The organism is Streptomyces sp. CB03234 (assembly GCF_001905885.1).
Classification (GTDB): Bacteria; Actinomycetota; Actinomycetes; order Streptomycetales; family Streptomycetaceae; genus Streptomyces.
Genome location: NZ_LIYH01000001.1, coordinates 994,398 through 1,017,083, shown reverse-complemented (window position 1 = coordinate 1,017,083; position 22,686 = coordinate 994,398). Strand labels below are relative to the sequence as shown.

The 22,686-nt window shown below is 72.6% G+C and carries 23 protein-coding genes; 12 read left to right on the top strand and 11 right to left on the bottom strand.

Annotated features, from left to right (window positions below; all coding sequences use genetic code 11):
• Positions 1 to 30 precede the first annotated feature (30 nt).
• The gene (locus AMK26_RS04580) at positions 31 to 1,005 is read right to left on the bottom strand and encodes a carbohydrate kinase family protein (RefSeq protein ID WP_073752136.1); all 975 of its coding nucleotides are present in this window, start codon (positions 1,003 to 1,005) and stop codon (positions 31 to 33) included.
• 127 nt (positions 1,006 to 1,132) lie between these two features.
• Here AMK26_RS04580 and AMK26_RS04575 point away from each other — a divergent pair, with 127 nt between their 5' ends.
• Both AMK26_RS04575 and AMK26_RS04570 read left to right on the top strand, forming a co-directional pair.
• The gene (locus AMK26_RS04575; protein WP_073752135.1) at positions 1,133 to 1,339 is read left to right on the top strand and encodes a hypothetical protein; all 207 of its coding nucleotides are present in this window, start codon (positions 1,133 to 1,135) and stop codon (positions 1,337 to 1,339) included.
• A gap of 76 nt (positions 1,340 to 1,415) precedes the next feature.
• Complete coding sequence (locus tag AMK26_RS04570; RefSeq protein WP_073752133.1) at positions 1,416 to 2,861, top strand: hypothetical protein; 1,446 nt, start codon at positions 1,416 to 1,418, stop codon at positions 2,859 to 2,861.
• A gap of 72 nt (positions 2,862 to 2,933) precedes the next feature.
• Here AMK26_RS04570 and erpA read toward each other — a convergent pair whose 3' ends face one another.
• Entirely contained in the window at positions 2,934 to 3,290 is a 357-nt protein-coding gene (gene erpA, locus AMK26_RS04565) for an iron-sulfur cluster insertion protein ErpA (protein ID WP_064071056.1), read from the bottom strand.
• A gap of 243 nt (positions 3,291 to 3,533) precedes the next feature.
• Between erpA and nadA the strand changes: the two genes are divergently transcribed.
• Positions 3,534 to 4,721: a quinolinate synthase NadA gene (gene nadA, locus AMK26_RS04560; protein ID WP_073752131.1), complete on the top strand. Its 1,188-nt coding sequence runs from the start codon at positions 3,534 to 3,536 to the stop codon at positions 4,719 to 4,721.
• A gap of 187 nt (positions 4,722 to 4,908) precedes the next feature.
• Here the strand turns inward: nadA and AMK26_RS04555 are convergent, their stop codons facing one another.
• The 5 genes from AMK26_RS04555 to AMK26_RS04535 all read right to left on the bottom strand — a co-directional run bounded on the left by AMK26_RS04555 (position 4,909) and on the right by AMK26_RS04535 (position 11,413).
• The gene (locus tag AMK26_RS04555; RefSeq protein WP_073752129.1) at positions 4,909 to 8,022 is read right to left on the bottom strand and encodes an efflux RND transporter permease subunit; all 3,114 of its coding nucleotides are present in this window, start codon (positions 8,020 to 8,022) and stop codon (positions 4,909 to 4,911) included.
• 119 nt (positions 8,023 to 8,141) lie between these two features.
• Positions 8,142 to 8,831 carry a response regulator gene (locus AMK26_RS04550; RefSeq protein ID WP_073752127.1) on the bottom strand — a complete coding sequence of 230 codons (690 nt, stop codon included), beginning with the start codon at positions 8,829 to 8,831 and terminating at the stop codon, positions 8,142 to 8,144.
• Positions 8,828 to 10,051 (bottom strand): sensor histidine kinase, encoded by a 1,224-nt coding sequence (locus AMK26_RS04545; RefSeq protein ID WP_073752095.1) that lies wholly within the window; start codon positions 10,049 to 10,051, stop codon positions 8,828 to 8,830. Before AMK26_RS04545 ends, AMK26_RS04550 begins: the two co-directional genes overlap by 4 nt.
• A 276-nt stretch (positions 10,052 to 10,327) precedes the next feature.
• Positions 10,328 to 10,606 (bottom strand): PspA-associated protein PspAA, encoded by a 279-nt coding sequence (gene pspAA, locus AMK26_RS04540; RefSeq protein ID WP_073752093.1) that lies wholly within the window; start codon positions 10,604 to 10,606, stop codon positions 10,328 to 10,330.
• A 12-nt stretch (positions 10,607 to 10,618) separates the two neighbouring features.
• On the bottom strand, positions 10,619 to 11,413 hold the full coding sequence (locus AMK26_RS04535) for a PspA/IM30 family protein (RefSeq protein WP_073752091.1): 795 nt from the start codon (positions 11,411 to 11,413) through the stop codon (positions 10,619 to 10,621).
• Positions 11,414 to 11,654: 241 nt separating this feature from the next.
• Between AMK26_RS04535 and AMK26_RS04530 the strand changes: the two genes are divergently transcribed.
• The 3 genes from AMK26_RS04530 (at position 11,655) to AMK26_RS04520 (ending at position 14,181) form a co-directional block, all read left to right on the top strand.
• The gene (locus tag AMK26_RS04530; protein ID WP_073752089.1) at positions 11,655 to 12,251 is read left to right on the top strand and encodes a DUF3043 domain-containing protein; all 597 of its coding nucleotides are present in this window, start codon (positions 11,655 to 11,657) and stop codon (positions 12,249 to 12,251) included.
• A 59-nt stretch (positions 12,252 to 12,310) separates the two neighbouring features.
• Positions 12,311 to 13,045: a class I SAM-dependent methyltransferase gene (locus AMK26_RS04525; protein ID WP_079277470.1), complete on the top strand. Its 735-nt coding sequence runs from the start codon at positions 12,311 to 12,313 to the stop codon at positions 13,043 to 13,045.
• A gap of 71 nt (positions 13,046 to 13,116) precedes the next feature.
• Positions 13,117 to 14,181 carry a S1C family serine protease gene (locus AMK26_RS04520; protein WP_073752088.1) on the top strand — a complete coding sequence of 355 codons (1,065 nt, stop codon included), beginning with the start codon at positions 13,117 to 13,119 and terminating at the stop codon, positions 14,179 to 14,181.
• A gap of 80 nt (positions 14,182 to 14,261) precedes the next feature.
• Here AMK26_RS04520 and AMK26_RS04515 read toward each other — a convergent pair whose 3' ends face one another.
• Positions 14,262 to 14,480 carry a hypothetical protein gene (locus tag AMK26_RS04515; RefSeq protein WP_073752086.1) on the bottom strand — a complete coding sequence of 73 codons (219 nt, stop codon included), beginning with the start codon at positions 14,478 to 14,480 and terminating at the stop codon, positions 14,262 to 14,264.
• Between the two features lie 80 nt (positions 14,481 to 14,560).
• Between AMK26_RS04515 and AMK26_RS04510 the strand changes: the two genes are divergently transcribed.
• The 4 genes from AMK26_RS04510 (at position 14,561) to AMK26_RS37210 (ending at position 19,388) form a co-directional block, all read left to right on the top strand.
• Positions 14,561 to 15,760, top strand: a complete 1,200-nt coding sequence (locus AMK26_RS04510; protein WP_073752084.1) for a bifunctional adenosylcobinamide kinase/adenosylcobinamide-phosphate guanylyltransferase — start codon at positions 14,561 to 14,563, stop codon at positions 15,758 to 15,760.
• Between the two features lie 26 nt (positions 15,761 to 15,786).
• The gene (gene cobT / locus AMK26_RS04505; RefSeq protein ID WP_198944004.1) at positions 15,787 to 16,824 is read left to right on the top strand and encodes a nicotinate-nucleotide--dimethylbenzimidazole phosphoribosyltransferase; all 1,038 of its coding nucleotides are present in this window, start codon (positions 15,787 to 15,789) and stop codon (positions 16,822 to 16,824) included.
• A 93-nt stretch (positions 16,825 to 16,917) separates the two neighbouring features.
• Complete coding sequence (locus AMK26_RS04500) at positions 16,918 to 18,663, top strand: phosphatidylglycerol lysyltransferase domain-containing protein (RefSeq protein WP_073752081.1); 1,746 nt, start codon at positions 16,918 to 16,920, stop codon at positions 18,661 to 18,663.
• Positions 18,660 to 19,388: a hypothetical protein gene (locus AMK26_RS37210; RefSeq protein ID WP_198943988.1), complete on the top strand. Its 729-nt coding sequence runs from the start codon at positions 18,660 to 18,662 to the stop codon at positions 19,386 to 19,388. The genes AMK26_RS04500 and AMK26_RS37210 overlap by 4 nt, the downstream gene beginning before the upstream one ends.
• Here AMK26_RS37210 and AMK26_RS04490 read toward each other — a convergent pair.
• Positions 19,295 to 20,092, bottom strand: a complete 798-nt coding sequence (locus AMK26_RS04490; RefSeq protein ID WP_073752080.1) for a hypothetical protein — start codon at positions 20,090 to 20,092, stop codon at positions 19,295 to 19,297. The genes AMK26_RS37210 and AMK26_RS04490 overlap by 94 nt on opposite strands.
• Before the next feature lie 37 nt (positions 20,093 to 20,129).
• Here AMK26_RS04490 and AMK26_RS04485 point away from each other — a divergent pair, with 37 nt between their 5' ends.
• The gene (locus tag AMK26_RS04485; RefSeq protein WP_443333148.1) at positions 20,130 to 20,948 is read left to right on the top strand and encodes an adenosylcobinamide-GDP ribazoletransferase; all 819 of its coding nucleotides are present in this window, start codon (positions 20,130 to 20,132) and stop codon (positions 20,946 to 20,948) included.
• Between the two features lie 63 nt (positions 20,949 to 21,011).
• Entirely contained in the window at positions 21,012 to 21,215 is a 204-nt protein-coding gene (locus tag AMK26_RS04480; protein ID WP_073752079.1) for a cold-shock protein, read from the top strand.
• A 63-nt stretch (positions 21,216 to 21,278) separates the two neighbouring features.
• On the opposite strand, the gene AMK26_RS04475 is transcribed toward AMK26_RS04480, so the two are convergent.
• Both AMK26_RS04475 and AMK26_RS04470 read right to left on the bottom strand, forming a co-directional pair.
• A complete protein-coding gene (locus tag AMK26_RS04475) occupies positions 21,279 to 22,067 on the bottom strand; it encodes an endo alpha-1,4 polygalactosaminidase (RefSeq protein ID WP_073753026.1) in 789 nt (262 codons plus the stop codon).
• Complete coding sequence (locus tag AMK26_RS04470) at positions 22,067 to 22,678, bottom strand: spherulation-specific family 4 protein (protein ID WP_073752077.1); 612 nt, start codon at positions 22,676 to 22,678, stop codon at positions 22,067 to 22,069. The genes AMK26_RS04475 and AMK26_RS04470 overlap by 1 nt, the downstream gene beginning before the upstream one ends.
• Positions 22,679 to 22,686: the final 8 nt, after the last annotated feature.

Sequence of the window (22,686 nt, the reverse complement as noted above, 5' to 3'; positions counted from 1 at the left end):
GTGCGGGGTGCCCCTCCACCTGGAGGGGCGTTACGCCAGGTGCGACTGGACCTCGGCCGCGGCCTCGTGCCCGTACGCCTTGGTGAAGCGGTCCATGAAGTGGGCCCGGCTCAGGGTGTACTCCTGGGTGCCGAGCGTCTCGATGACGAGCGTGGCCAGCATGCAGCCGACCTGCGCGGCGCGCTCCAGGTCGACGCCCCAGGACAGGCCGGACAGGAAGCCGGCGCGGAACGCGTCGCCGACGCCCGTCGGGTCGACCTTGGCCTCCTCCTCCGGGCAGCCCACCTCGATGACCGGCCCGCCGACGCTCTCGATGCGCACCCCTCGCGAGCCGAGGGTGGTGACGCGGTGGCCCACCTTGGAGAGGATCTCCGCCTCGGTCCAGCCGGTCTTGGACTCGATGAGCCCCTTCTCGTACTCGTTGGAGAAGAGGTACGTCGCCCCCTCCAGCAGCGTACGGATCTCGTCGCCGCCCATGCGGGCGATCTGCTGCGAGAAGTCGGCGGCGAACGGGATGCCGCGGGTCTTGCACTCCTCGGTGTGGCGGAGCATCGCCTCCGGGTCGTCCGCGCCGATCAGGACCAGGTCGAGCCCGCCGACGCGGTCGGCCACGGCCTGCAGCTCGATCAGGCGGGCCTCGCTCATGGCGCCGGTGTAGAACGAGCCGATCTGGTTGTGGTCGGCGTCCGTGGTGCAGACGAAGCGCGCGGTGTGCAGGACCTCGGAGATCCGTACGGAGCCGGTGTCCACACCGTGGCGGTCGAGCCAGGCGCGGTACTCGTCGAAGTCGGAGCCCGCCGCGCCGACCAGGACGGGGCGGGTGCCGAGCTGCCCCATGCCGAAGCAGATGTTGGCCGCCACCCCTCCCCGGCGTACATCGAGGTTGTCGACGAGGAAGGAGAGGGAGACCGTGTGCAGCTGATCCGCGACCAACTGGTCGGCGAATCGGCCGGGGAAGGTCATGAGGTGGTCGGTGGCGATGGAGCCGGTGACTGCGATACGCACGGCTGGGCGCTCCTGCGGGAAGGTGGAGTTGACAGTTCACGCTACCCGGTCGAGGCCCTCCCCACATGCGAAAACTACCCGATAGTAGGTCTTTTTCGGTCGGCTCCCGCGTGCGTACGGTGCGCTCATGGCGAAGTACAGCGTTCCACCTGAGCAGCACGAGTCCGAATTGAGCCTGGTCCAGCTGCGCGGGGACAGCGCGCGCATGGTTCCGCACTGGGTGGCTCCGGCGCAGGCGGCGCCCGCGCCCGTGTCGCCGGCCCTGATCCATGGCGTGGTCGTTCCGCCCGCCTCCGCCCGGCTGATCGACGCCACCCCGGAGTACGGCGCCTGAGGGAACCGTGCGCTCCCCCGCTCCGTCCCACGGGTGTCTCCCGTAAAGGGGCCACGGCGTACGAAGGAGCATTGCGGTGAGCAGTACGGAGCCGGCCAAGGAGCCGACACAGGACAGCCCTCGCCGGAGGCGTTCGCCGCTCGTCGTCGCCTCGGTGGCGGCAGCGGTGCTGCTCGCCGGGGGCGGTGGCGCGTACTTCGCCACGGTGGCGTCGGACGGCGAGGAGCCTCGCGGTGTTCCCGCGGCCGACGGGAAGCAGCCGCCGCCGCTGGTCCTGGACGGTCACACCGAAAGCGGTACGGGGCCGGGGATCGCGCCCGGTGAGCCCGACCCGAACGGGGTGGTCTACCGGGCCGCCGGCACGCTGCCGAAGGGCCCGGAGTCGGCGCACGTGTACCGGCCGGAGGGCGCGGTCGGCGCGGCCGAGGTGGCCCGGCTGGCCAAGGCGCTGGGCGTCGAGGGCACGCCCAAGGCGGCCGGTTCGGCGTGGAAGGTGGGGCCGGACAAGGACGGCTCGGGTGCGACCCTCCAGGTGGAGCGGCAGGCGCCGGGCGTGTGGACGTTCGGGACGGCGCCGGTCGGGGACAACTGCCTGAAGGGCAAGGAGTGCCCGACGGGCGGGCAGCCCCAGGGCGGCGGGCAGCCGGTGAGCGAGGCGGCCGCGAAGAAGGCGGCGGCCCCCGTCCTGGAGGCGCTGGGCCAGCAGGACGCCGAGCTGGACGCCACGCAGGTGATGGGTGCGGTACGGGTGGTCAACGCGGACCCGGTCGTGGGCGGGCTGCCGACGTACGGCTGGTCGACCGGCATCCAGGTGGACGCGGACGGCTCGGTCGCCGGCGGCAGCGGGCGGCTGAAGGCGCCGGCGGAGAGCCACGAGTACCCGGTGATCGGCGCGGCGGAGGCGCTGAAGCTGCTGAACGCCGGGGCCGGTGACGGCCGGGTCGGCATCGGCGGGGGCATCGGCGGGTGTGCCACGCCCGCGCCGCTGGAGGACTCAGGGACGACGCCGGCCGCCCCGTGCGAGCCGGAGCCCGGCTCCACGGCGAAGGAGACGGTGACCGTCTCCAGGGCGGTCTTCGGGCTGGCGGCCCACTACACGGCGGGGCGCCCGGCGCTCGTACCGTCGTGGCTGTTCGAGGTGGCCCCGAAGGGCGACGCCCGGCCGTTCACGATCACGTACCCGGCGGTGGCGCCGAAGCATGTGGCGCCCGCACCGGCCCCGGCTCCGACGACGCCTGGGACGCCCGGGACCGGGAAGGCGCCGCGGCAGGTCGAGTCGTACAGCCTGGACGGGAAGATCCTGACGGCGCGCTTCTGGGGCGGGGTGTGCAGCAAGTACACCGTCGAGGCCGAGCAGAGCGGTACGCAGGTGAAGCTGAAGGTGGTGGAGACGCCGATCGAGCCGGGCCGGGTGTGCATCCTGATCGCCAAGGAGCTGACCGGGACGGTGACGCTGGACGAGCCGCTGGGCGACCGGCAGGTCGTGGACGCGGCCAGCGGTGAGCGGGTGCCGCGGCGGTAGGAACCGGACGCGGAAAAAGGCGGCGGCCCCGAGGATGGTCCGGGGCCGCCGCCTTGCGTTCCAGCCGTTGCTTCAGCTGAACGAGTCGCCGCAGGCGCAGGAGCCGGTGGCGTTGGGGTTGTCGATGGTGAAGCCCTGCTTCTCGATCGTGTCGACGAAGTCGATGGAGGCGCCGCCCAGGTACGGGGCGCTCATGCGGTCGGTGACGACCTTGACGCCGTTGAAGTCCTTGACGACGTCACCGTCGAGCGAACGCTCGTCGAAGAAGAGCTGGTAACGCAGGCCGGAGCAGCCACCGGGCTGAACGGCGACGCGCAGTGCCAGGTCGTCGCGGCCTTCCTGGTCGAGCAGGGCCTTGACCTTGGCCGCGGCGGCGTCCGACAGGAGGATGCCGTCGCTGACAGTGGTCTTCTCGTCCGATACGGACATCTGCTTCTCTCCCGGGTTGTACGGAGACTGCTTGCCGACGGTTGCAACCGGCGGTGCCGCGGATTCATTCCGGGCACAGCACTTCTCTTTCACTTTCATGCTCGCACACCGGGCCCCGGACAAGCACCGGCCTGTGGAGAGGGGATGTGTCACATCGACACTATGGCCATCGTCAAAGTGACGTGAAGCGGTTATGATAGATAGCGTCATTTAGACGAAAAGGCTCTCCGCAGAAAAGAAAGGGTGCGTGACGTGACCACCGCCCAGCCCCTGGACGTCCAGCCGTCGCCCCTCGCCCTGCTGCTGCTCGGCCGCGAAGCGGACCCGAAGAGCGAGCGGGGAGTGGAGTGCCCCGGTGACCTGCCCTCGCCCTCGGATCCCGACCTGGTCGAGCGCGCCCGCGCCGCCAAGGAGAAGCTGGGCGACAAGGTCTTCGTCCTGGGGCACCACTACCAGCGCGACGAGGTCATCCAGTTCGCGGACGTCACCGGCGACTCGTTCAAGCTCGCCCGGGACGCGGCGGCGCGGCCGGAGGCCGAGTACATCGTCTTCTGCGGCGTGCACTTCATGGCCGAGTCGGCGGACATCCTGACCGGCGACGACCAGAAGGTCGTGCTGCCTGACCTGGCGGCCGGCTGCTCCATGGCCGACATGGCGACGGCCGAGCAGGTCGCGGAGTGCTGGGACGTGCTGACGGAGGCGGGCATCGCGGAGCAGGTCGTGCCCGTCTCGTACATGAACTCCTCCGCCGACATCAAGGCCTTCACCGGCAAGCACGGCGGCACGATCTGCACCTCGTCGAACGCCAAGCGCGCGCTGGACTGGGCCTTCGAGCAGGGCGAGAAGGTCCTCTTCCTGCCGGACCAGCACCTGGGCCGCAACACCGCCGTCCGGGACATGGGCATGTCCCTGGACGACTGCGTCCTGTACAACCCGCACAAGCCGAACGGCGGGCTGACGGCCGAGGAGCTGCGCGGCGCCAAGATGATCCTGTGGCGGGGGCACTGCTCGGTGCACGGCCGGTTCTCGGTCGACTCCGTCAACGACGTGCGGGAGCGGATCCCGGGCGTGAACGTGCTGGTGCACCCCGAGTGCAAGCACGAGGTCGTGGCGGCGGCGGACTACGTGGGCTCCACGGAGTACATCATCAAGACGCTGGAGGCCGCGCCGGCCGGGTCGAAGTGGGCCATCGGTACGGAGCTGAACCTGGTCCGGCGGCTGGCGAACCGTTTCGCCAGCGAGGGCAAGGAGATCGTCTTCCTCGACAAGACGGTCTGCTTCTGCTCGACCATGAACCGCATCGACCTGCCGCACCTGGTGTGGGCGCTGGAGTCGCTGGCCGAGGGCAACCTCGTCAACCAGATCCAGGTCGACCGGGAGACGGAGAGCTTCGCGAAGCTGGCGCTGGAGCGGATGCTGGCGCTGCCGTAGGGCTCTTTCCGCTACGTGTAGGTGAGGGGCGCCCCGCTTGGTGCGGGGCGCCCCTCTCGTTGTGCGCGGGCGCCGTGCGGGTGCGCGGCGCCCTGCCGGTGCCCGGCTGGCCGTTTGCGGGCGGTCCGCAGACGACACGGGGTGCGGGGCGGAGCCCCGGCGGGGGGTGCCCCCGCCGGGGGTGCTGTCAGGCGTTGGCCGGGGCCGGGGTCCTGTCCTCGGCGGGTGCCGACTTCGCCGCGCGCCTGGCGGCGCGCTTGGCGCGGCGGCGTTCCTTGCGGAGTTCCACCATCGCGTAGAGCGTCGGGACCAGCAGCAGGGTCAGCAGGGTGGACGTCACCAGGCCGCCGATCACCACGACCGCGAGCGGCTGGGCGATGAAGCCGCCCTCGCCCGTGACGCCCAGGGCCATGGGAAGCAGGGCGAAGATCGTCGCCAGGGCCGTCATCAGGATCGGGCGGAGGCGGTGGCGACCGCCCTCGATCACCGATTCGACGACCCCGAGGCCCTGCGCCCGGTACTGGTTGATCAGGTCGATCAGCACGATCGCGTTGGTGACCACGATGCCGATCAGCATCAGCATGCCGATCATCGCCGGGACCCCCATGGCCGTTCCCGTGACCACCAGGAGGCCGATGGCGCCGGTGGCCGCGAAGGGGATGGAGACCAGCAGGATCAGCGGCTGGACCAGGGACTTGAAGGTCGCCACGAGGAGCATGAAGACGATCGCGATCGCCGCCAGCATGGCCAGGCCCAGGCTGGCGAAGGCCTCCTCCTGGTCCTCGGAGACGCCGCCGATGGCGGCGGTGGCGCCGTCGGGGAGGTCCAGCGCGTTGATCTTCGACTGGAGCGCGGCGCTGACCGCGCCCGTGTTGTCACCGGTCGGCTTCGCCGTGATGGTCGCGGCGCGCGAGCCGTCGATGCGGGTCATCGAGACGGGACCGGGGACGAGCTTCACGTCGGCGATGTCGGACAGCTTGGCCGGGCCGAGGGGGAGCGCCTTGAGGTCGGCCAGAGTTTCGGCGGGAGTGGTGGAGGTGATGACGACGTCGCGCTCGGTGTCGTCCAGGACCGCCTTGCCGGCCGGGGTGCCGCGTACGGCCTGGGCGACCGCCATGCCGAGGGTGGCGTCGGTGAAGCCCGCCTGCGCCGCCTTCGCGTTGGCCTTGACCGAGATGCGCGGGACGGACTGCGACAGGTCGCTCTGGACGTCGGTGACGTCCTTGAGCTCGGCGACCTCCGCCCGTACCTGCTCGGAGGCCTGCTTGAGGGTGGTCGCGTCGGACGCCTTCACGATGACGCTCAGGTCCTGGTTGCCGAAGCCGTCGCCCGCCGCGATCGTCGTGTCGCCGATGCCGTCGAGCTTGCCCAGCTCGTCGTCGATGCGGTCGCGGGCCTTCTCGTACGAGGCCGAGTCCGTGAGCGTGACCTGGTACGAGGCCTGGTTGGCGCCCGTACCGCCGCCGAAGGCCGCCATGAAGCCGGAGCTTCCGACGGTGACCTGGTAGTCCTTCACCTCGGTGAGGGAGGACAGGACCTTTTCGACCTTCTTCGCCGCGGCGTCCGCCGCCTCCAGGCTGGTGCCGGCGGGCAGCTCCTGCTTGATGGACAGGACTTCCTGCTCGCCCTGGTCGAAGAAGTTGGTCTTGAGCAGCGGGGCCATGCCGAAGGTGCCCACGAGGACGACGACGGCGATGGCCACGCTGGTGAGGCGGCGGCGGGTGGCGAAGCGGAGGACGGGGACGTACAGGCGCTGGAGGCGGCTGCGGGCCTCCTTGGCCTCCGCCTCCCGGCGGGCCTCGTCGGGGTCGGCGGACGTGCCCTTGGGGGCGCGCAGGAACCAGTAGGAGAGGACGGGGACGACGGTCAGCGAGACCAGGAGGGAGGCGAGGAGAGCCGCCGTGACGGTGAGGCTGAAGGAGCCGAACAGCTCGCCGACCATGCCGCCGACCAGGCCGATGGGGAGGAAGACCGCCACGGTGGTGAGGGTGGAGGAGGTGACCGCTCCGGCCACCTCGCGTACGGCGGTGAGGATGGCCGCCTGGCGCTCCTCGCCGTAGCCGAGGTGCCGCTTGATGTTCTCCAGGACCACGATCGAGTCGTCGACGACCCGGCCGATGGCGATCGTGAGGGCCCCCAGGGTGAGCATGTTGAGCGACAGGTCGCGGGTCCACAGGACGATCAGGGCGAGGACCACGGAGAGCGGGATGGAGACCGCGGTGACCAGGGTGGAGCGGAGGGAGGCCAGGAAGACCAGGATGACGAGGACGGCGAAGAGCAGTCCGAGGGCGCCCTCGGTGGTCAGGCCGGAGATCGACTTGGAGACGGCCGGGCCCTGGTCGCTGACGACGGTCAGCTCGGCGCCGGAGCCGAGGTCCTCGCGCAGGTCCGGGAGCTTGTCGTGGACCGCTTCCGAAATGGCGACGGCGCTGCCGTCGTTGTCCATGGTGGCCATGACGGCGAGGCTCGGCCTGCCGTTCGTACGGGTGAGGGAGACCCGCCGGGACTCCTCCTGCTTCACGGTGGCGATGTCGCCGAGGCGTACCGCGTCGCCCTTCTCCGGCTTGATCGTCAGGTCCTCGATCTGCTTCAGCGAGGTGAAGCCGCCGCCGACCTGGACCGTGCGGCTCGTGCCGGCCTCGGAGAAGGAACCGGCCGGGACGGTCGCGCCGCCGGCCTTCAGCGCCTCGGACAGGGTCATGGGGTTCAGGCCGGCCGCGGCGAGCTTGCGCTCGTCGGGGGTGACGGAGACCTGGAGGTCCTGGACGCCGTCGATGGAGACCTGGCCGACGCCGTCGATGTCCTCGATGGCCGGGACGACGGTCCGCTCCAGCTGGTCGGCGAGGGCCTGCTGGTCCTTGTCGGACGTGACGGCGAGGACGACGGTGGGGATGTCGTCGGTCGAGCCGGCGACGACCTGCGGGTCGACTCCCTCGGGCAGCTGCGCGCGGGCGCGGTTGACGGCCTGCTGGACGTCGGCGACGAGCTGTTCGGTGCCCTCGTCGCCGTAGTCGAAGGTGGCCATGACGAGGGCGTTGCCCTCGCTCGCCGTGGAGGTGACGCCCTTGATGCCGTCGACGGCCTTGATGCTGTTTTCGAGCGGTTCGACGACCTGCTTCTCGACCACGTCGGGGGAGGCGCCCTGGTAGGGGGCGAGGACCGACACCATCGGAAGTTCGATGGAGGGCAGCAGCTGTTGCTTGAGCTGCGGGATGGCGATCGCTCCGAAGACGATCGCCACGATCGACATCAGCCCTATCAGGGCCCGTTGCGCGAGGCTGAATCTGGACAGCCAGGACATGGGGTCTCTCTTCTGTGGCGGATCGGCAGGTATTCATACGATCAGCCACGGAGGGGAGGGTTCCGTCGCCCCCAGGTCCCGTTTGCTTATGGCCGGCATACACCGAATGGAGTACTCGGTCACTCCGCCCTGGGGCGTACCAGACCGGATTCGTAGGCGGTGACGACCAGTTGGGCGCGGTCGCGGGCGCCGAGCTTGGCCATGGCCCGGTTGACGTGGGTCTTGATGGTGAGCGGGCTGACCTCCAGGCGCTCGGCGATCTCGTCGTTGGAGTGACCGCCGGCGACGAGGACGAGGACCTCCCGTTCGCGTACGGTGAGGGCCGCGAGCCGCTCCGCGTAGGCCTGGCCGTCCCCGGGGGCGGAGTCCGTGTGGCCGCCCTGGGCGAGGAACGTGGCGATCAGGCCCTTGGTGGCGACGGGCGACAGCAGCGCCTCGCCGGCGGCGGCGATCCGGATGGCGTTGAGCAGTTCCTCCGGTTCCGCGCCCTTGCCGAGGAAGCCGGAGGCCCCGGCGCGCAGCGACTGGACGACGTACTCGTCCACCTCGAAGGTCGTGAGCATGACCACGCGGACGCCCGCGAGGTCCGGGTCAGCGCTGATCATGCGGGTGGCGGCGAGGCCGTCCGTACCGGGCATGCGGATGTCCATCAGGACGACGTCGGCCCGCTGGGAGCGGGCGAGGGCGACGGCCTCGGCGCCGTCCGCCGCCTCCCCCACGACCTCCATGTCCGGCTCGGAGTCCACCAGGACCTTGAACGCGCTGCGCAGCAGGGCCTGGTCGTCGGCGAGCAGCACTCTGATGGTCATGTGTCCCCTTCTGTACGGGCGTTGACCGGCAGTATCGCCTGGACGCGGAAGCCGCCGCCGTAGCGGGGGGCGGCGGTGAGGGTGCCGCCGAGGGCCGCGACGCGCTCACGCATGCCGATGAGGCCGTGGCCGCCGCTGTCGCTCTGGGGGGTGGGCACGCCGTTGTCGAGGACCGTCACCTCGACGGTCCGGCCCACCCGGACGACGCTCACCTCGGCCTTGGCGTCGGGGCCGGCGTGCTTGCGCACATTGGTGAGCGCCTCCTGGATGATCCGGTACGCGGCGAGGTCGACGGCGGCGGGCAGTGGGGTGCCCTGGTCGGTGCGGGCCAGTTCCACGGGGAGGCCGGCGTGGCGGAAGGTGTCCAGCAGCGCGTCGAGGACGGCGAGGCCGGGAGCCGGTTCGGTGGGCGCCTCGGGGTCGCCGGACTGGCGGAGCAGGCCGACGGTGGCGCGCAGCTCGTTGAGTGCGGAACGGCTGGCCTCGCGGACGTGGGCGAGGGCTTCCTTGGCCTGGTCGGGGCGCTTGTCCATGACGTGGGCGGCGACGCCCGCCTGGACGTTGACCAGGGCGATGTGGTGGGCGACGACGTCGTGGAGGTCGCGGGCGATGCGCAGCCGCTCCTCGGCGACCCGGCGGCGGGCCTCCTCCTCGCGGGTGCGTTCGGCGCGTTCGGCGCGCTCGCGGATGGCGTCGACGAAGGCGCGGCGGCTGCGGACGGCGTCGCCGGCGGCCGCGGCCATGCCGGTCCACGCGAAGACGCCCAGGTTCTCCTGGCTGTACCAGGGCGCGGAGCCGGACAGCATCGCGGCGCCCGTCAGTACCGTCATCGTCAGCAGGCCGACCCGCCAGGTGGTGGGGCGGTCGGTGCGCGAGGCGACGGTGTAGAGGGCGACGACGGCGCTCATCGCAACCGGGGCCGGCGGGTCCTCGGCGATGTGCTCCACGAGCGTGACCGCGCCGGTGAACAGCAGGACGCCGAGCGGGTTGCGGCGCCGCGGGACCAGGGCCGCCGCGCCGATCAGCATGAGCAGCACGCTGCTCACCCCGGGGGTGCGCCCGCCGAAGTCGGGCCCGCCGTGCGGGCCGCCGTGCCGGTCGACGAACGAACCGGCGACCATGCACACCAGCACGGCGAGGGCCAGGGCGCCGTCGAACGCCAGGGGGTGCTCGCGCAGCCAGCACCGCCCGCGCGCGAGCGGGGTTCCGAGGGTGGTCACGGGAGGAAACGGTACGGCGTGGCAGGGCACCCCTCCTGCCCGGGCGCCCCCCAGGCCCGCGGCCAGGCCGTCGGCGGGTGCGGGGGCCGTGCCCACCAGGGCGGCGGGTGGGCCGGGCGGTGGTCGGCGGTGCGGTTCGCCGCGACGAGGCGGGGTCCGGCCGGGGGCGGTGGCGCGTGGCGGCGCGGAGTGCGTGTGCCCCGTTCCGGGGGTCCGGGACGGGGCACGCGTCGGGTGTTGGAGGTGCCGACGGCGGGGCGGCCGGGCCGCGGGGGCTCAGCCGGGGATGAGGCCGTCGTCGGAGAGCATGGCGCGGACCTCTTCGAGCGTCGCGTCCGGCGCCGGCAGGATCAGTTCGGAGGGTTCGAGGGAGTCGTCCGGAAGCGGCTCGCCCAGCTGGCGCACCGTGTCCAGCAGGGCGTGGAGCGTGCGGCGGAAGCCTTCGCCGTCGCCGCCCTCCATCTCCTCGAGCAGTTCGTCGTCCAGCTTGTTGAGTTCGGCGAAGTGGCTGTCCGCCAGCCTCACCTGGCCCTCCCCCATGATCCTGACGATCATGACGCGCCGTCCTTAGCTCTTGTCGAACCGGGTCTGGGACTGCTGCTGGGACTGGTCCTGCGGCGTGGCGCCGCCGCCCTCGATGGCCTGCTGCGGGGTGGTGCCCCCGGCCAGCTCGGCCTTCATGCGCTGGAGCTCCAGCTCGACGTCCGTACCGCCCGAGAGGCGGTCCAGCTCGGCCTGGATGTCGTCCTTCTGGAGGCCCGACTGGTCGTCCAGCGCACCGGAGGCGAGGAGCTCGTCGATCGCGCCGGCCCGCGCCTGGAGCTGCGCGGTCTTGTCCTCGGCCCGCTGGATGGCGACGCCGACGTCGCTCATCTCCTCCGAGATGCCCGAGAACGACTCGGCGATCCGGGTCTGCGCCTGGGCGGCGGTGTACGTGGCCTTGATCGTCTCCTTCTTCGTACGGAAGGCGTCGACCTTGGCCTGGAGGCGCTGCGCGGCGAGCGTCAGCTTCTCCTCCTCGCCCTGGAGGGTCTGGTGCTGCGTCTCCAGGTCCGTGACCTGCTGCTGCAGCGCGGCCCGGCGGGACAGCGCCTCGCGCGCCAGGTCCTCACGGCCCAGTGCGAGCGCCTTGCGGCCCTGGTCCTCCAGCTTGGCGGACTGGCCCTGCAGCTGGTTCAGCTGCAGCTCCAGGCGCTTGCGCGAGGTCGCCACGTCCGCGACGCCACGGCGCACCTTCTGGAGCAGCTCCAGCTGCTTCTGGTACGAGTAATCGAGGGTCTCGCGCGGATCCTCGGCCCGGTCAAGGGCCTTGTTTGCCTTCGCGCGGAAGATCATCCCCATACGCTTCATGACACCGCTCATGGGCTTCGCGCGCCCCCTTCTGACGGAACTCGGCTGCAGCACTCCAACAGAACCCACAGTACGGGCCCTGCATCCATTACCGCACTGTTCGAGCGCGGATGCGCTCATCCCCAAGGACGACTGCGTACGCCTCCGATCCGGCGCAAGGAGTAGGGCCCTTGCCGGGGTGGACGCATGCTGTTGCCGGATCGTTCCCCGCGGGGGTGGGGTCCATGCGGCGTACCCCGTACCCTTGGGCTTTGTGTTCCGTAGCCGTTCGAAGGATGAGAAGGCCCCCACCGACAAGGTGACGGCGGACCTCTCCAAGCAGCCCCGCGACCCCGAGGCCCCCAAGGGCCGCCCGACCCCGAAGCGGAGTGAGGCCCAGACCCAGCGCCGTCGTGCCCAGACCGTGCCGACCGACCGCAAGGAGGCCATGCGCCGCCAGCGCGAGGCCCGCCGCGCGGACCTGGCCAGGCAGCGCCAGGCCCTTGCCAGCGGCGACGAGCGTTACCTGCCGGCCCGGGACAAGGGCCCGGTCCGCCGCTTCGTGCGCGACTTCGTCGACTCCCGCTTCTGCGTCGCCGAGTTCTTCCTGCCGCTGGCGGTCGTGATCCTGATCCTGTCCAGCCTGCCGTCCACGCAGCTGAAGAACATCGCCCTGCTGCTGTGGCTCGCCGTGATCGCCCTGATCATCGTGGACTCGGTCGGCATCTGGCTCCGGCTGAAGAAGCAGCTCGCCGCCCGCTTCCCGAACGAGCCGAAGCGCGGCGCCGTGGCGTACGGCCTGATGCGTACGCTCCAGCTGCGCCGGCTGCGGCTGCCCAAGCCGCAGGTCAAGCGCGGAGAGCGGCCCTGAGCACCCTGGTCTCCGGCTTCGGAGGCGCGTCGGGGGACTGGCTGGACGGGCTCGGCGGACTGCGCACCACGGTCCGCCAGGAGCTCGTCGCCCGCCAGCTGGACGAACAGATAGCCGCCCGCTACCCGGTGGGGCAGCGGCTGCGGATACTCGACGTCGGCATGGGGCAGGGCACGCAGGCGCTGCGCCTGGCCCGTGCCGGACACACCATCACGGGCCTGGAGTCCGACCCCGAGATGCTGAAGGGGGCCCGCGAGGCGCTGGCGTCCGAACCCGCCGGTATCCGGGAGCGGGTCCGGCTGATCGAGGGGGACGGCCGGGAGACCGGCGTGCACTTCCTGCCGGGCAGCTTCGACGTGGTGCTGTGCCACGGCGTGCTGATGCACGCGGAGGAGCCGGACGCCGTGCTGGCGGGGCTCGCCCGGATGCTCGCGCCGGGCGGTCTGCTGTCGCTGCTCGTGCGGAACGCGGACGCGCTGGCCATGCGGCCGGGGCTGGCCGGGGACTGGTCGGGGGCGCTGGCGGCGTTCGAGTCGGAGAGCGACATCGACAGGCCGGGACCGCCGGTGCGGGCCGACCGGCTCGAGACACTGACGGCGACGCTCGCGGGGATCGCGGCGCCGCTCCGGGCCTGGTACGGCGTGCGGGTCTTCACCGACAACGTACCGAACGAGGTGGGGCTGCCCGCCGCGGAGGAGCTGGAGCGGCTGCTGGCGGCGGAGGACCGGGCGGGGCGTACGGAGCCGTACCGCCGGGTGGCGGCGCTGCTGCACCTGTGCGGCGTGCGGGGCTGAAGCCCGGGGCGGCCCCCTGATCGGGTGCGCAGCGGGCGCCGCATCGGGGGGGCGAAAGGGATACTCCGGACATGGATGCCCTTCGTGTGCTCGCGCCCCTGACCTCCGTGGCCTGCGCGGCCGCCCTGGTGGGCGGCTGTTCGGCCGGTTCGCCGCCCGCCGGAAGGGCCGCGGCCGAGCCGCAGGAGCCCCGGCCGGCCGGAAACGCGCGGGCGGCCGAGCTGGAGGACGACTACCGGACCGCCATCAGGAACGTCCTGCCGTCGGTCGTGCAGATCGACGCGCGGGCGAGCCTCGGCTCCGGCGTCGTCTACGACGACCGGGGCCACATCGTCACCAACGCGCACGTCATCGGCCGCGAGAGGACCTTCCGGGTCACCGTGGCGACGGGCGAGGAGGCCCTCTCCGCCAAGCTGGTCTCCAGCTATCCGGAGCAGGACCTGGCCGTCATCAAGCTGGACCGCCCCCCGGACGGGCTGAAGCCGGCGACGTTCGGCGACTCGTCCAAGGTGGAGGTGGGCCAAATCGTCCTGGCCATGGGCTCACCGCTCGGCCTGTCCGGCAGCGTCACCCAGGGCATCGTCTCCGCGACCGGACGCACCGTCAGCGAGAGCCGGTCGGGCGGTGGCACGGGCGCGACGATCGGCAACATGGTCCAGACGTCGGCGGCGATCAACCCGGGCAACAGCGGCGGCGCGCTGGTCAACCTGGACAGCGAGGTCATCGGCATCCCGACGCTCGCGGCGGCGGACCCGGACCTGGGCGGCAGCCAGGCGCCGGGCATCGGCTTCGCGATCCCCGCCTCCATGGTGCGCACGGTCGCCGACCAGATCGTGAGGACGGGCCGCGTCACCGACTCGGGCCGGGCGGCGCTCAACATCACCGGCCGTACCGTCCTGACCGACGACTACCAGCCGGGCGGCGTCGCGATCGTCGAGGTGGCCCGGGGAGGCGCCGCGGCGGACGCGGGCCTCAGGGCGGGCGACATCATCACCAAGCTGGACGACGAGGCGATCACCACCATGACGTCCCTGCTGGAGGCGCTGGCGTCGTTGAAACCGGGCGACGAGGTGACGGTGACGTACACCCGTGGCGGGCGCCCGGCGACGGCACGGGTCACGCTGGGCGAGATCTGACGCCACCCGCACCCGGAAAGCGGGGCGGGAGCGGGGAGGCGGGGCGGGGCCGGCGGTGGGCGCCGGCCCCGCCGGCGGGGTCAGCCCTGCGCCGCGTCTTCCGCGTGGAGGCTCATCGGACCGTAGATCTTCGTGTCGTCCTCGAAGAGGACGACCTGGTCGGCGCCGCCGTCCTTGAGGTCCTTCCAGTACTCGCCGACCCACGATTCCGCGTCGCCCTGGGTGGTGAACTCCTCCGGCTCGACCGCCGGCTGGACCTCCGTGCCGTCGGACCGCTCGAACCGCCACGTCCATGCCATGTGGGCCTCCAGATGATCGGTTTCCTGCCCGCAGCGTAGCCGGGCGCGCAGCCCGCGCGGGGACGCGGGAGGATCGTCCCGTGGAAGTGACTCTGCTCGGCACCGGCGCCCCCGACGGCCTGCCCCGCCCCGACTGCCCCTGCGCCTCGTGCGCGACCGCCCGCGGCACCCGGGCACGCGCCGCCACCGCGCTGCTGGTGGACGGGGCACTGCTGCTCGACCTGACGCCCGGCGCCGCGCTGGCCGCCGCCCGGGCGGGGCACTCGCTGACCGGCGTACGGCAGGTGCTGCTGACCCATCCGCACGACGGGCCGGCGCTCGAACTGCCGGCCGGGCTGCCGGCGGCCGGGCGGGTACCGGACGGGCGGGAGCTGACGCTGATCAGCGGTCACCGGGTGCGGGCCGTGCCCATGGACTCCCCCGGCACCGGGTACGAGGTGACGTCGCCGGAGGGGCTGCGCCTGCTGTACCTGCCGCCGGGCGGCGCCCCGGCCGGGGTCGCCGAGGTGCGGCGGCCCTACGACATGGTGGTCGCCGACGTGGTGGCCCGGCCCGACGGGCTGGCCCGGCTGCGGGCGGCCGGGGCCGTCGGGCCGGCGACCGACGTGGTCGCGGTGCACCTGGACCACGACGTGCCGTCCTGCGGCGAGCTGGACCGGCGCCTGGCCGCCGCGGGGGCGCGGGCCGTGCCGGACGGGTCGACGCTGATCGTGGGCGAGTACCACGAGGTGCCGGACGTCCCCCGGCGCACGCTGGTCACGGGCGGGGCGCGGTCGGGCAAGTCCCTGGAGGCCGAGCGGCGCCTGGAGGCGTTCCCCGAGGTGGTGTACGTGGCGACGAGCGGCGCCCGGGACGGCGACACCGAGTGGGCGGCCCGGGTGACCGCCCACCGCGACCGGCGGCCCGGGGCGTGGCGTACCGAGGAGACGTGCGAGCTCGCCCCGCTGCTGCGGCAGGACGGGCCGCCGCTGCTCATCGACTGCCTGTCGCTGTGGCTGACCGACGCCATGGACCGGGTCGGGGCCTGGGACGACGACACCTGGGCCAAGACAGGGGAGCGGGAGCTGCGCGAGCGGGTGGCGGAACTGGTCGCGGCGGTGCGCGCCACACCGCGTACGGTCGTCGCGGTGACCAACGAGGTGGGCGCGGGAATCGTGCCCGCCGACGCGGGGAGCAGGCGGTTCCGCGACGAGCTGGGGCGGCTGAACGCGGCGTTCGCCGACGAGTGCGAGCACGTGCTCCTGGTGGTCGCCGGGCAGGCTCTTGTGCTGCGGGGATGACCGGTACTGTTCCTCGAATGAGCAGGCTGAATCTCGACGACTTCTCCGATCTGATCGAGCGCCCCGACAGCGGTACGCGGCAGGACGCCGAGGAACGCCGGGAGCGCCTCACCGTGCCGCCCGGTGCGCTCGGGCGTCTCGACGAGTTGGGCGAGTGGCTGTCGGCCGCCCAGGGGGCCGTTCCGGTGCGGCCCATCGAGCAGCCGCGCGTGGTGCTGTTCGCCGGCGACCACGGGGTGGCGCGGCTGGACGTGTCGGGGCGGCCCGCCGGCGGCACGCACGAGCTGGTGCGCGCCGTGCTGGACGGGGCGAGCCCGGTGGCGGTGCTGGCACGGCGGATGAACGTTCCGGTGCGTGTCGTGGACGCCGGGGTGGACTGCGACCCGGAGCTGCTGCCCGCCGACGTGGCGCGCCACCGGGTGCGGCGCGGCAGCGGCCGTATCGACATCGAGGACGCCCTGACGCCCGAGGAGGCCGAGCAGGCCGTACGCCTCGGCATGGCGATCGCCGACGAGGAGGCCGACTCGGGCACCGACCTGGTCGTGCTCGGTGACCTCAGCGTGGGCGGTACGACACCCGCCGCCACGCTGATCGCCGCCCTGTGCGGCACGGACGCCTCGGTGGTGACCGGCCGGGGCGGCGCCGGGATCGACGACCTGGCGTGGATGCGCAAGTGCGCGGCGGTCCGCGACGCGCTGCGCCGCGCCCGGCCGGTCCTGGGCGACCAGCTGGAGCTGCTGGCGGCGGTCGGCGGGGCGGACCTGGCGGCGACGACCGGGTTCCTGCTGCAGAGCGCGGTGCGGCGGATGCCGGTGATCCTGGACGGCGTGGTGTCGGCGGCGTGCGCGCTGGTCGCGCAGCGGGCGGCGTTCCGGGCGCCGGACTGGTGGCTGGCGGGCCAGGTGAGCGGCGAGCCGGCGCAGTCGAAGGCGCTGGACCGGATGGCGCTCAATCCGCTGCTCGACCACGGCGTCACCGTGGGCGAAGGGACCGGGGCCCTGCTGGCGCTCCCCCTCGTCCAGGCGGCCGCGGCGTTCGCGGCCGAACTGCCGGAGAAGGACTGAGGCGCCCACGGCCCACGGGGTACGGCCGCCGCCTGGAGGCGGCCGTACCCGTGGGCCCGCCATGTCATGCGATGCCCCATATGATCGCGTTTCATGGGAGATGCCCGGTTGTCCGACGATGCCCCCGGCAGCACCGTCCGTTCGCGCCGCGGCGCCGCGTTCGCCGTCTGGTACCTGCGTGTCGTCGCGTTCCTCAACGTCCTGGGCGCCGTCTGGGTCTCCTTCGGCCAGGACCTGCGGCGGCACAACACGGACGACTACTTCACGCCGTACCTGCTCACCGCCGGCTTCTTCTCCGGCGCGTTCACGCTCTTCCTGGCGATCACCATGCGCCGCCGCAAGCGCGCCGCGTGGATCCTCAACCTCGTCCTCGCCGGGCTGTTCCTGCTGCTGTTCGCCGTCGCGATGGTCTTCCCCGAGATCCGGCAGCACGCGCAGAACTGGGTCTCGCTGGCACTGACCGCCGCCTTCGTCCTGGCACTGCTGCTCGGCCGCCGGGAGTTCTACGCGAAGGGCGACCGCTCCAACCCGGTGCTCGCCACGGCGGTCGCCGTCGGCGGACTGCTCGTCACGTCCCTGCTCGCCGCGCTGCTGGTCACCGCCACCGACACCGCCCGCGCCGGTTTCCCCGAACGCTGGCGGTACGGCGTGCTGCGCCTGGTCACGCTGGCCACCGACACCTCGCCGGACATCCGTACACCCGGCTGGGTCGACGTCGTCATCAACATCATGTCGACGCTCCTGCTCATCGCCGTGCTCTACGCCGCGTTCCGCTCCCGCCGGGCCGTCGACCCGCTGAGCGAGCGGGACGAGCAGGAGCTGCGGGCGCTGCTCGAACGGCACGGTGAGCGCGACTCGCTCGGCTACTTCGCCCTCCGCCGCGAGAAGAGCGTCGTGTGGTCGCCCACCCGCAAGGCAGCCGTCGCCTACCGCGTCGTCGGCGGCGTCTGCCTGGCCTCCGGCGACCCGATCGGCGACCCCGAGGCGTGGCCGGGCGCGATCGAGCCCTGGCTCGCCCAGGCGCGCGAGCACGGCTGGATCCCGGCCGTGATGGGCGCGAGCGAGGAGGCGGGCACCGTCTACGCGCGGCACGGCATGGACGCCCTGGAGCTGGGCGACGAGGCGATCGTCGACACGGCCGAGTTCACCCTGGAGGGGCGGGCGATGCGGACCCTCCGCCAGGCGTACAACCGGGTCAAGCGCGCCGGGTACCAGGTGCGCATCCGCCGCCACGAGGACATCCCGCCCGACGAGATGGCCGAGCTGCTGCGGCTGGCCGACGACTGGCGCGACGGCGCCACCGAGCGGGGCTTCTCGATGGCTCTGGGACGGCTCGGCGACCCGGCCGACGGGCGGTGCGTGATGCTGGAGTGCACCGACGCCGACGGCGTACCGCGGGCCCTGCTGTCCTTCGTGCCGTGGGGGCCCAGGGGCCTGTCGCTGGACCTGATGCGCCGCGACCGGACCGCCGACAACGGCCTGGTGGAGTTCATGGTCATCGAGCTGCTCCAGCGCGCCGGAGAGACCGGGATCACGCAGGTCTCACTGAACTTCGCCATGTTCAGGTCGGTCTTCGAACGTGGCGCGAGGCTCGGGGCGGGCCCCGTGCTGCGACTGTGGCGCTCCCTGCTGAGCTTCTTCTCCCGCTGGTGGCAGATCGAGTCGCTGTACCGCGCCAACGCCAAGTACCGACCGATCTGGGAGCCGCGATTCATGCTCTTCGAGAAGAGTTCCGACCTGCTGCGCATCGGCCTGGCCGCAGGCCGCGCGGAGGGGTTCCTGGAGGCACCGGGCCTGCCCAAGTGGACGCACCGGCACCTGGAAGGCAGACGCCGGTGAGGCGGTTCGCGCGCCGCGAGTGGGGGGCGCTGTACGCGGCCGTACGGACGGCACTGGTGACGCGCAAGTGGCGGGCTGTCGCCATGACGCTCGGCGCGGTGTGCCTCACGGCGCTCTTCCAGCTCGTACAGAACCAGCCCTGGGGGTACGGGCCGGTGCAGAACATCGGCTCGGTGCGGGCCGAGGACCCGCTGTGGCTGGCGCTGCTGCGCACCCCGCTGTCGCTGTTCGTACCGGCGCTCGACCTGCCGGTATGGGGCGCGCTGGCGCAGATCCTGCTGGTGTTCGGCATCGCGGAGATCTGCCTGGGCCGGCTGCGTACGCTGCTGATCGCGTACGCCGCGACACTCGCCGGGACGATGTACGCGCGCCTCGGCATCGCGCTCGGCCCGGACGCCCCGCTGGGGCTCGGCCTGCCGGCCTCGGACGCGCAGGTCGTGGACACCGGGCCGTCGGCGGCGGTCGTCGGGCTCGCGGTGTACGTCTGCCGGCGCCACCGGGCGTGGGTGACGGGCGCTCTGGTGGTCGTGGCGATGGTGGTCGAGGTGCTGGTGAAGTCCAACCTCGCGGGCAAGGAGCACCTGGCCGCGATCGCGGCGGTGCTGGTCGTCTGCGCGGTGGTGTCGTGGCGTCAGCGCCGCTCGGGTCCGTCGTCCGGTGGGCGGTCGCCGGGCGGGTGGCGCGAGGGCAGTACGCGGTCGGGGGCGCCGGCGATCAGGTCCTGAAAGCGGCGCCTGGCCGTGTCCCAGCGCCGGTCGTGGTGGAACGCCCGCAGCCCCGCCTTGGCGCGCGCCCTGGGCCTGTTGCGGTAGAGGCGGCGGGCCCACAGCGAGCCGGGGCGGGCCAGGCGCAGCGCGCCGAAGACGGCGACGGGCCACACGAACAGCCCGATGATCGCCATCCGGAACTTGCCCTTGAACAGGGCGACGAGCACGAAGACGAAGTTCAGCGCGATGGTGAGGATCAGGCTGCCCCGGCCCTGCCGCTCCTCCGGGGTGACCTCGTCGACGCCCAGCGGTGAGAAGCCGCCGAGGACCAGCAGGAGCAGCGCGGTGGTGAGGACCACGACCTCCACGCTCTTGCGGCCCTGTTCGGTCCAGTAGACGTCGTCGAGGTGGAGGATCAGCGCGAACTCGTCGAGCACCAGCCCGGCGCCCATCCCCAGCAGCACCGCGCAGGCGATGGCCCCGGCCTCGTGCCGTCCCACCGCGACGGAGCCGAAACCACCGATCAGGGTGAGGACGACGCCGGGAACCACATGGTGGATGTGCAGCCCGCCGGGCCTGACGTTGCGGAAGGGCCCCCTGCCCGCCCGGATCAGCCTGGTGACGGTGCGGGTGGCCAGGAAGGTCAGCACGAAGGAGGCGAGGGCGACGAGCAGGGGCAGCTTCCCCGGTTCGACGATGTTGCGGTAAAACCAGTGACCCATCCCACCCGCTCCAGGATCGTGCGTTCTACCGACTACCCTGCGCGCGGTGACCATTTCCCGCACCCGTACCCGCGCCCGTGCGAGCGCCGACGGCATACGTTTCGCCTTCGGGACCCTGACCGTGCTGCCCGTGCGGGTGACCCGCTGGGACCGGGAGGCGGCCCGCGCCGGAATGCTGTGGGCGCCGCTCGCCGGCCTGGTGGTGGGGCTCGCCGCGGCGGCCGCCGGCGGGCTGTTCCTGCTGCTCGGCTCGGGCCCGCTGCTCGCCGCCGTGGCGTCGGCGGCCGTACCCGCCGTACTGACCCGGGGCCTGCACCTGGACGGGCTCGCGGACACCGCGGACGGGCTGGGCAGCGGGAAACCCGCCGAGGACGCGCTGCGGATCATGAAGCAGTCGGACATCGGTCCGTTCGGGGTGATCACCCTGCTGCTGGCGCTGCTCGCCCAGGTGGCGGCGCTGTACCAGCTGTACGGGTCGGGCGGCTGGGCGTACGGGATGACCGGCGCGGCCGTCGCCGGCACGGTCGCCCGCCTCGCGCTCACCCTCGCCTCCCGTACCCGCGTCCCGGCGGCCCGCCCCGAGGGGCTGGGCGCGGTGGTGGCGGGGACGGTCCCGGTGCGGTCGGCGGTGGCGGTGGCGGCGCTGGTCCTGGTGTGCGCGGCGGGGGCGGGCGGCGCGCTGGACGGCCCCTACGGGGCGCTGCGGCACGCCGTGGCGGCGGTGGTGGCCCTGGGGGCGGCGCAGTGGCTGCTAGGCCGCTGTGTGCGCCGTTTCGGCGGGGTGACGGGCGATGTGTTCGGGGCGGTGGAGGAGACGGCGGCGACGGCGGCGCTGATCGTGCTGACTTTCGGCTGAAGGGTGTTTGAGTGGCGTGGGTCCCGGTAGTCGGCGGGTGAACGAAGAAGGAGATCGATCACCATGGCTACTGGCACTGTGAAGTGGTTCAACCCGGAGAAGGGCTTCGGTTTCATCGAGCAGGACGGCGGCGGCCCCGACGTGTTCGTGCACTACTCGGCCATCGCTTCCACCGGTTACCGGGAGCTCCACGAGGGCCAGAAGGTGCAGTTCGACGTCACCCAGGGGCCCAAGGGCCCGCAGGCCGAGAACGTCAGCCCGTCCTAGGGCGACGCCGCCCCGTCGTAGGGGCCCGTCGTAGGGGCCCGTCGTAGGGCCCCGTCGTAGGGCTCAGCAGGGTCGGCGCCAGGCGCCCAGCTCGTACCGCTTCAGCATCGAGCTCATCCGCAGCCGTTCCGCCTCCGCGCAGAACTCCGGCGGGCTGAGCTCGTACTCCACATGGAACACCGCCTTGCCCGCCTCGATGAACGGGCTGAGGGCGGCGCACTCGTCGTGCTCCGCGCACTGTTCGTTGACGGCGAAGTCGAAGTCGTCCAGCAGCTGCGGGATCTGGTCGAGGTCGTTCTTGAGGCCCACCGCGAGGCCGCGCTCGTGCGCGAGGCGGGCGATGAGGCGGTTGTAGCGCAGCTGGTGCGCGGCCGTCAGGGGGAAACCGGTGCGGTTGGCGTAGCCGTCCATGTTGTCGGGCTCCACCGCGTCGAACCCTTTGTCGCGGCACATGTCGAGGCGGGCCGCCATCAGTGGTTCGAGGACGTCCGTGCGGCGGATGTCGAGCCACCGCTCGCCCTCCCAGCCGTTGCCCTTGCCGATCACGGACTTCGGGAACCTCGCGGCGTCCGGGCGCCAGTCCTCCCACGCCCCGGTGGACAGGTAGCAGATCACCTTGCGGCCGCGCCGGTGCAGGTCGGCGACGGTCGACGCCGGGTGGTCGAAGCCGTCGATGTCGTACACCGGCACGTCTACGGTCGGATCGAGCCGGCCGCTGAGCTGCCACTGCCACGCCTGGCCGGGCGTGGGCTGCCAGCGGTCCCGCCGGGGGCCGGGTTCGTCGTCGGACGTGCTCGTGCAGCCGGCCAGCACCAGGACCAGGGCGGCGAGGAGGAGGGGGGCGCGGCGGATCACGAGCGGCACTCCAGGACGTGCGGGAGGGTGCCCCACGGGTGTGCCCCGGCGCCGGGGACCGCGCACCGCACGCGGGTGGTGACCCGGGCGTCGGGCGGGGCCGCGTAGACCAGGTGGCAGTAGTGGTCGGCGACCGGCAGGTCCAGGTCGCGGTAGGTGTCCCAGGGGCCCTCGAAGGTGACGAGCAGTTCGGCCAGTTCGGCGTACGCGGGGTCGGGGTGGGCCCCGTGGTTGAGGACGACGGTGGCGGCGCCCGCCGCGCGGGCGGCCACCGCCAGGCGCCGGTAGTGCGGGGCGGCCCCGGGCTCGGTCGGCACCTGGTCGAGGAACGCGCCGTCGGCGCCGTACCAGTCGCGGTGGCGGACCAGGTCGGTGAGGACGTCGGCGTGCGGGCGGCGGCCGTAGTCGGTGTCGGTGTAGCCGAGGACGCACACCCCGGCCGCCCGGAGCCGGTCCGCGACGGTCACGAACGCGGGGTCGGGCGCCCGGCCCGCGCCGCTCGCGGGGTTGAGGATCACCCCGTACAGCAGCGGCGCCGAGGCGATGATCGCGTCCCATTCGGCGGGGCGGGCGGCGGGGTGCTCGTAGTAGGGCACCAGCAGGTCCACGTGCGCAT

Coding starts and splice junctions, on each gene's coding strand:
- AMK26_RS04575 (WP_073752135.1), top strand. CDS start 1,133: ATGGCGAAGTACAGCGTTCCACCTGAGCAGCACGAGTCCGAATTGAGC.
- erpA (WP_064071056.1), bottom strand. CDS start 3,290: ATGTCCGTATCGGACGAGAAGACCACTGTCAGCGACGGCATCCTCCTG.
- AMK26_RS04555 (WP_073752129.1), bottom strand. CDS start 8,022: ATGTCCTGGCTGTCCAGATTCAGCCTCGCGCAACGGGCCCTGATAGGG.
- AMK26_RS04550 (WP_073752127.1), bottom strand. CDS start 8,831: ATGACCATCAGAGTGCTGCTCGCCGACGACCAGGCCCTGCTGCGCAGC.
- pspAA (WP_073752093.1), bottom strand. CDS start 10,606: ATGATCGTCAGGATCATGGGGGAGGGCCAGGTGAGGCTGGCGGACAGC.
- AMK26_RS04535 (WP_073752091.1), bottom strand. CDS start 11,413: ATGAGCGGTGTCATGAAGCGTATGGGGATGATCTTCCGCGCGAAGGCA.
- AMK26_RS04520 (WP_073752088.1), top strand. CDS start 13,117: ATGGATGCCCTTCGTGTGCTCGCGCCCCTGACCTCCGTGGCCTGCGCG.
- AMK26_RS04515 (WP_073752086.1), bottom strand. CDS start 14,480: ATGGCATGGACGTGGCGGTTCGAGCGGTCCGACGGCACGGAGGTCCAG.
- AMK26_RS04500 (WP_073752081.1), top strand. CDS start 16,918: ATGGGAGATGCCCGGTTGTCCGACGATGCCCCCGGCAGCACCGTCCGT.
- AMK26_RS04490 (WP_073752080.1), bottom strand. CDS start 20,092: ATGGGTCACTGGTTTTACCGCAACATCGTCGAACCGGGGAAGCTGCCC.
- AMK26_RS04480 (WP_073752079.1), top strand. CDS start 21,012: ATGGCTACTGGCACTGTGAAGTGGTTCAACCCGGAGAAGGGCTTCGGT.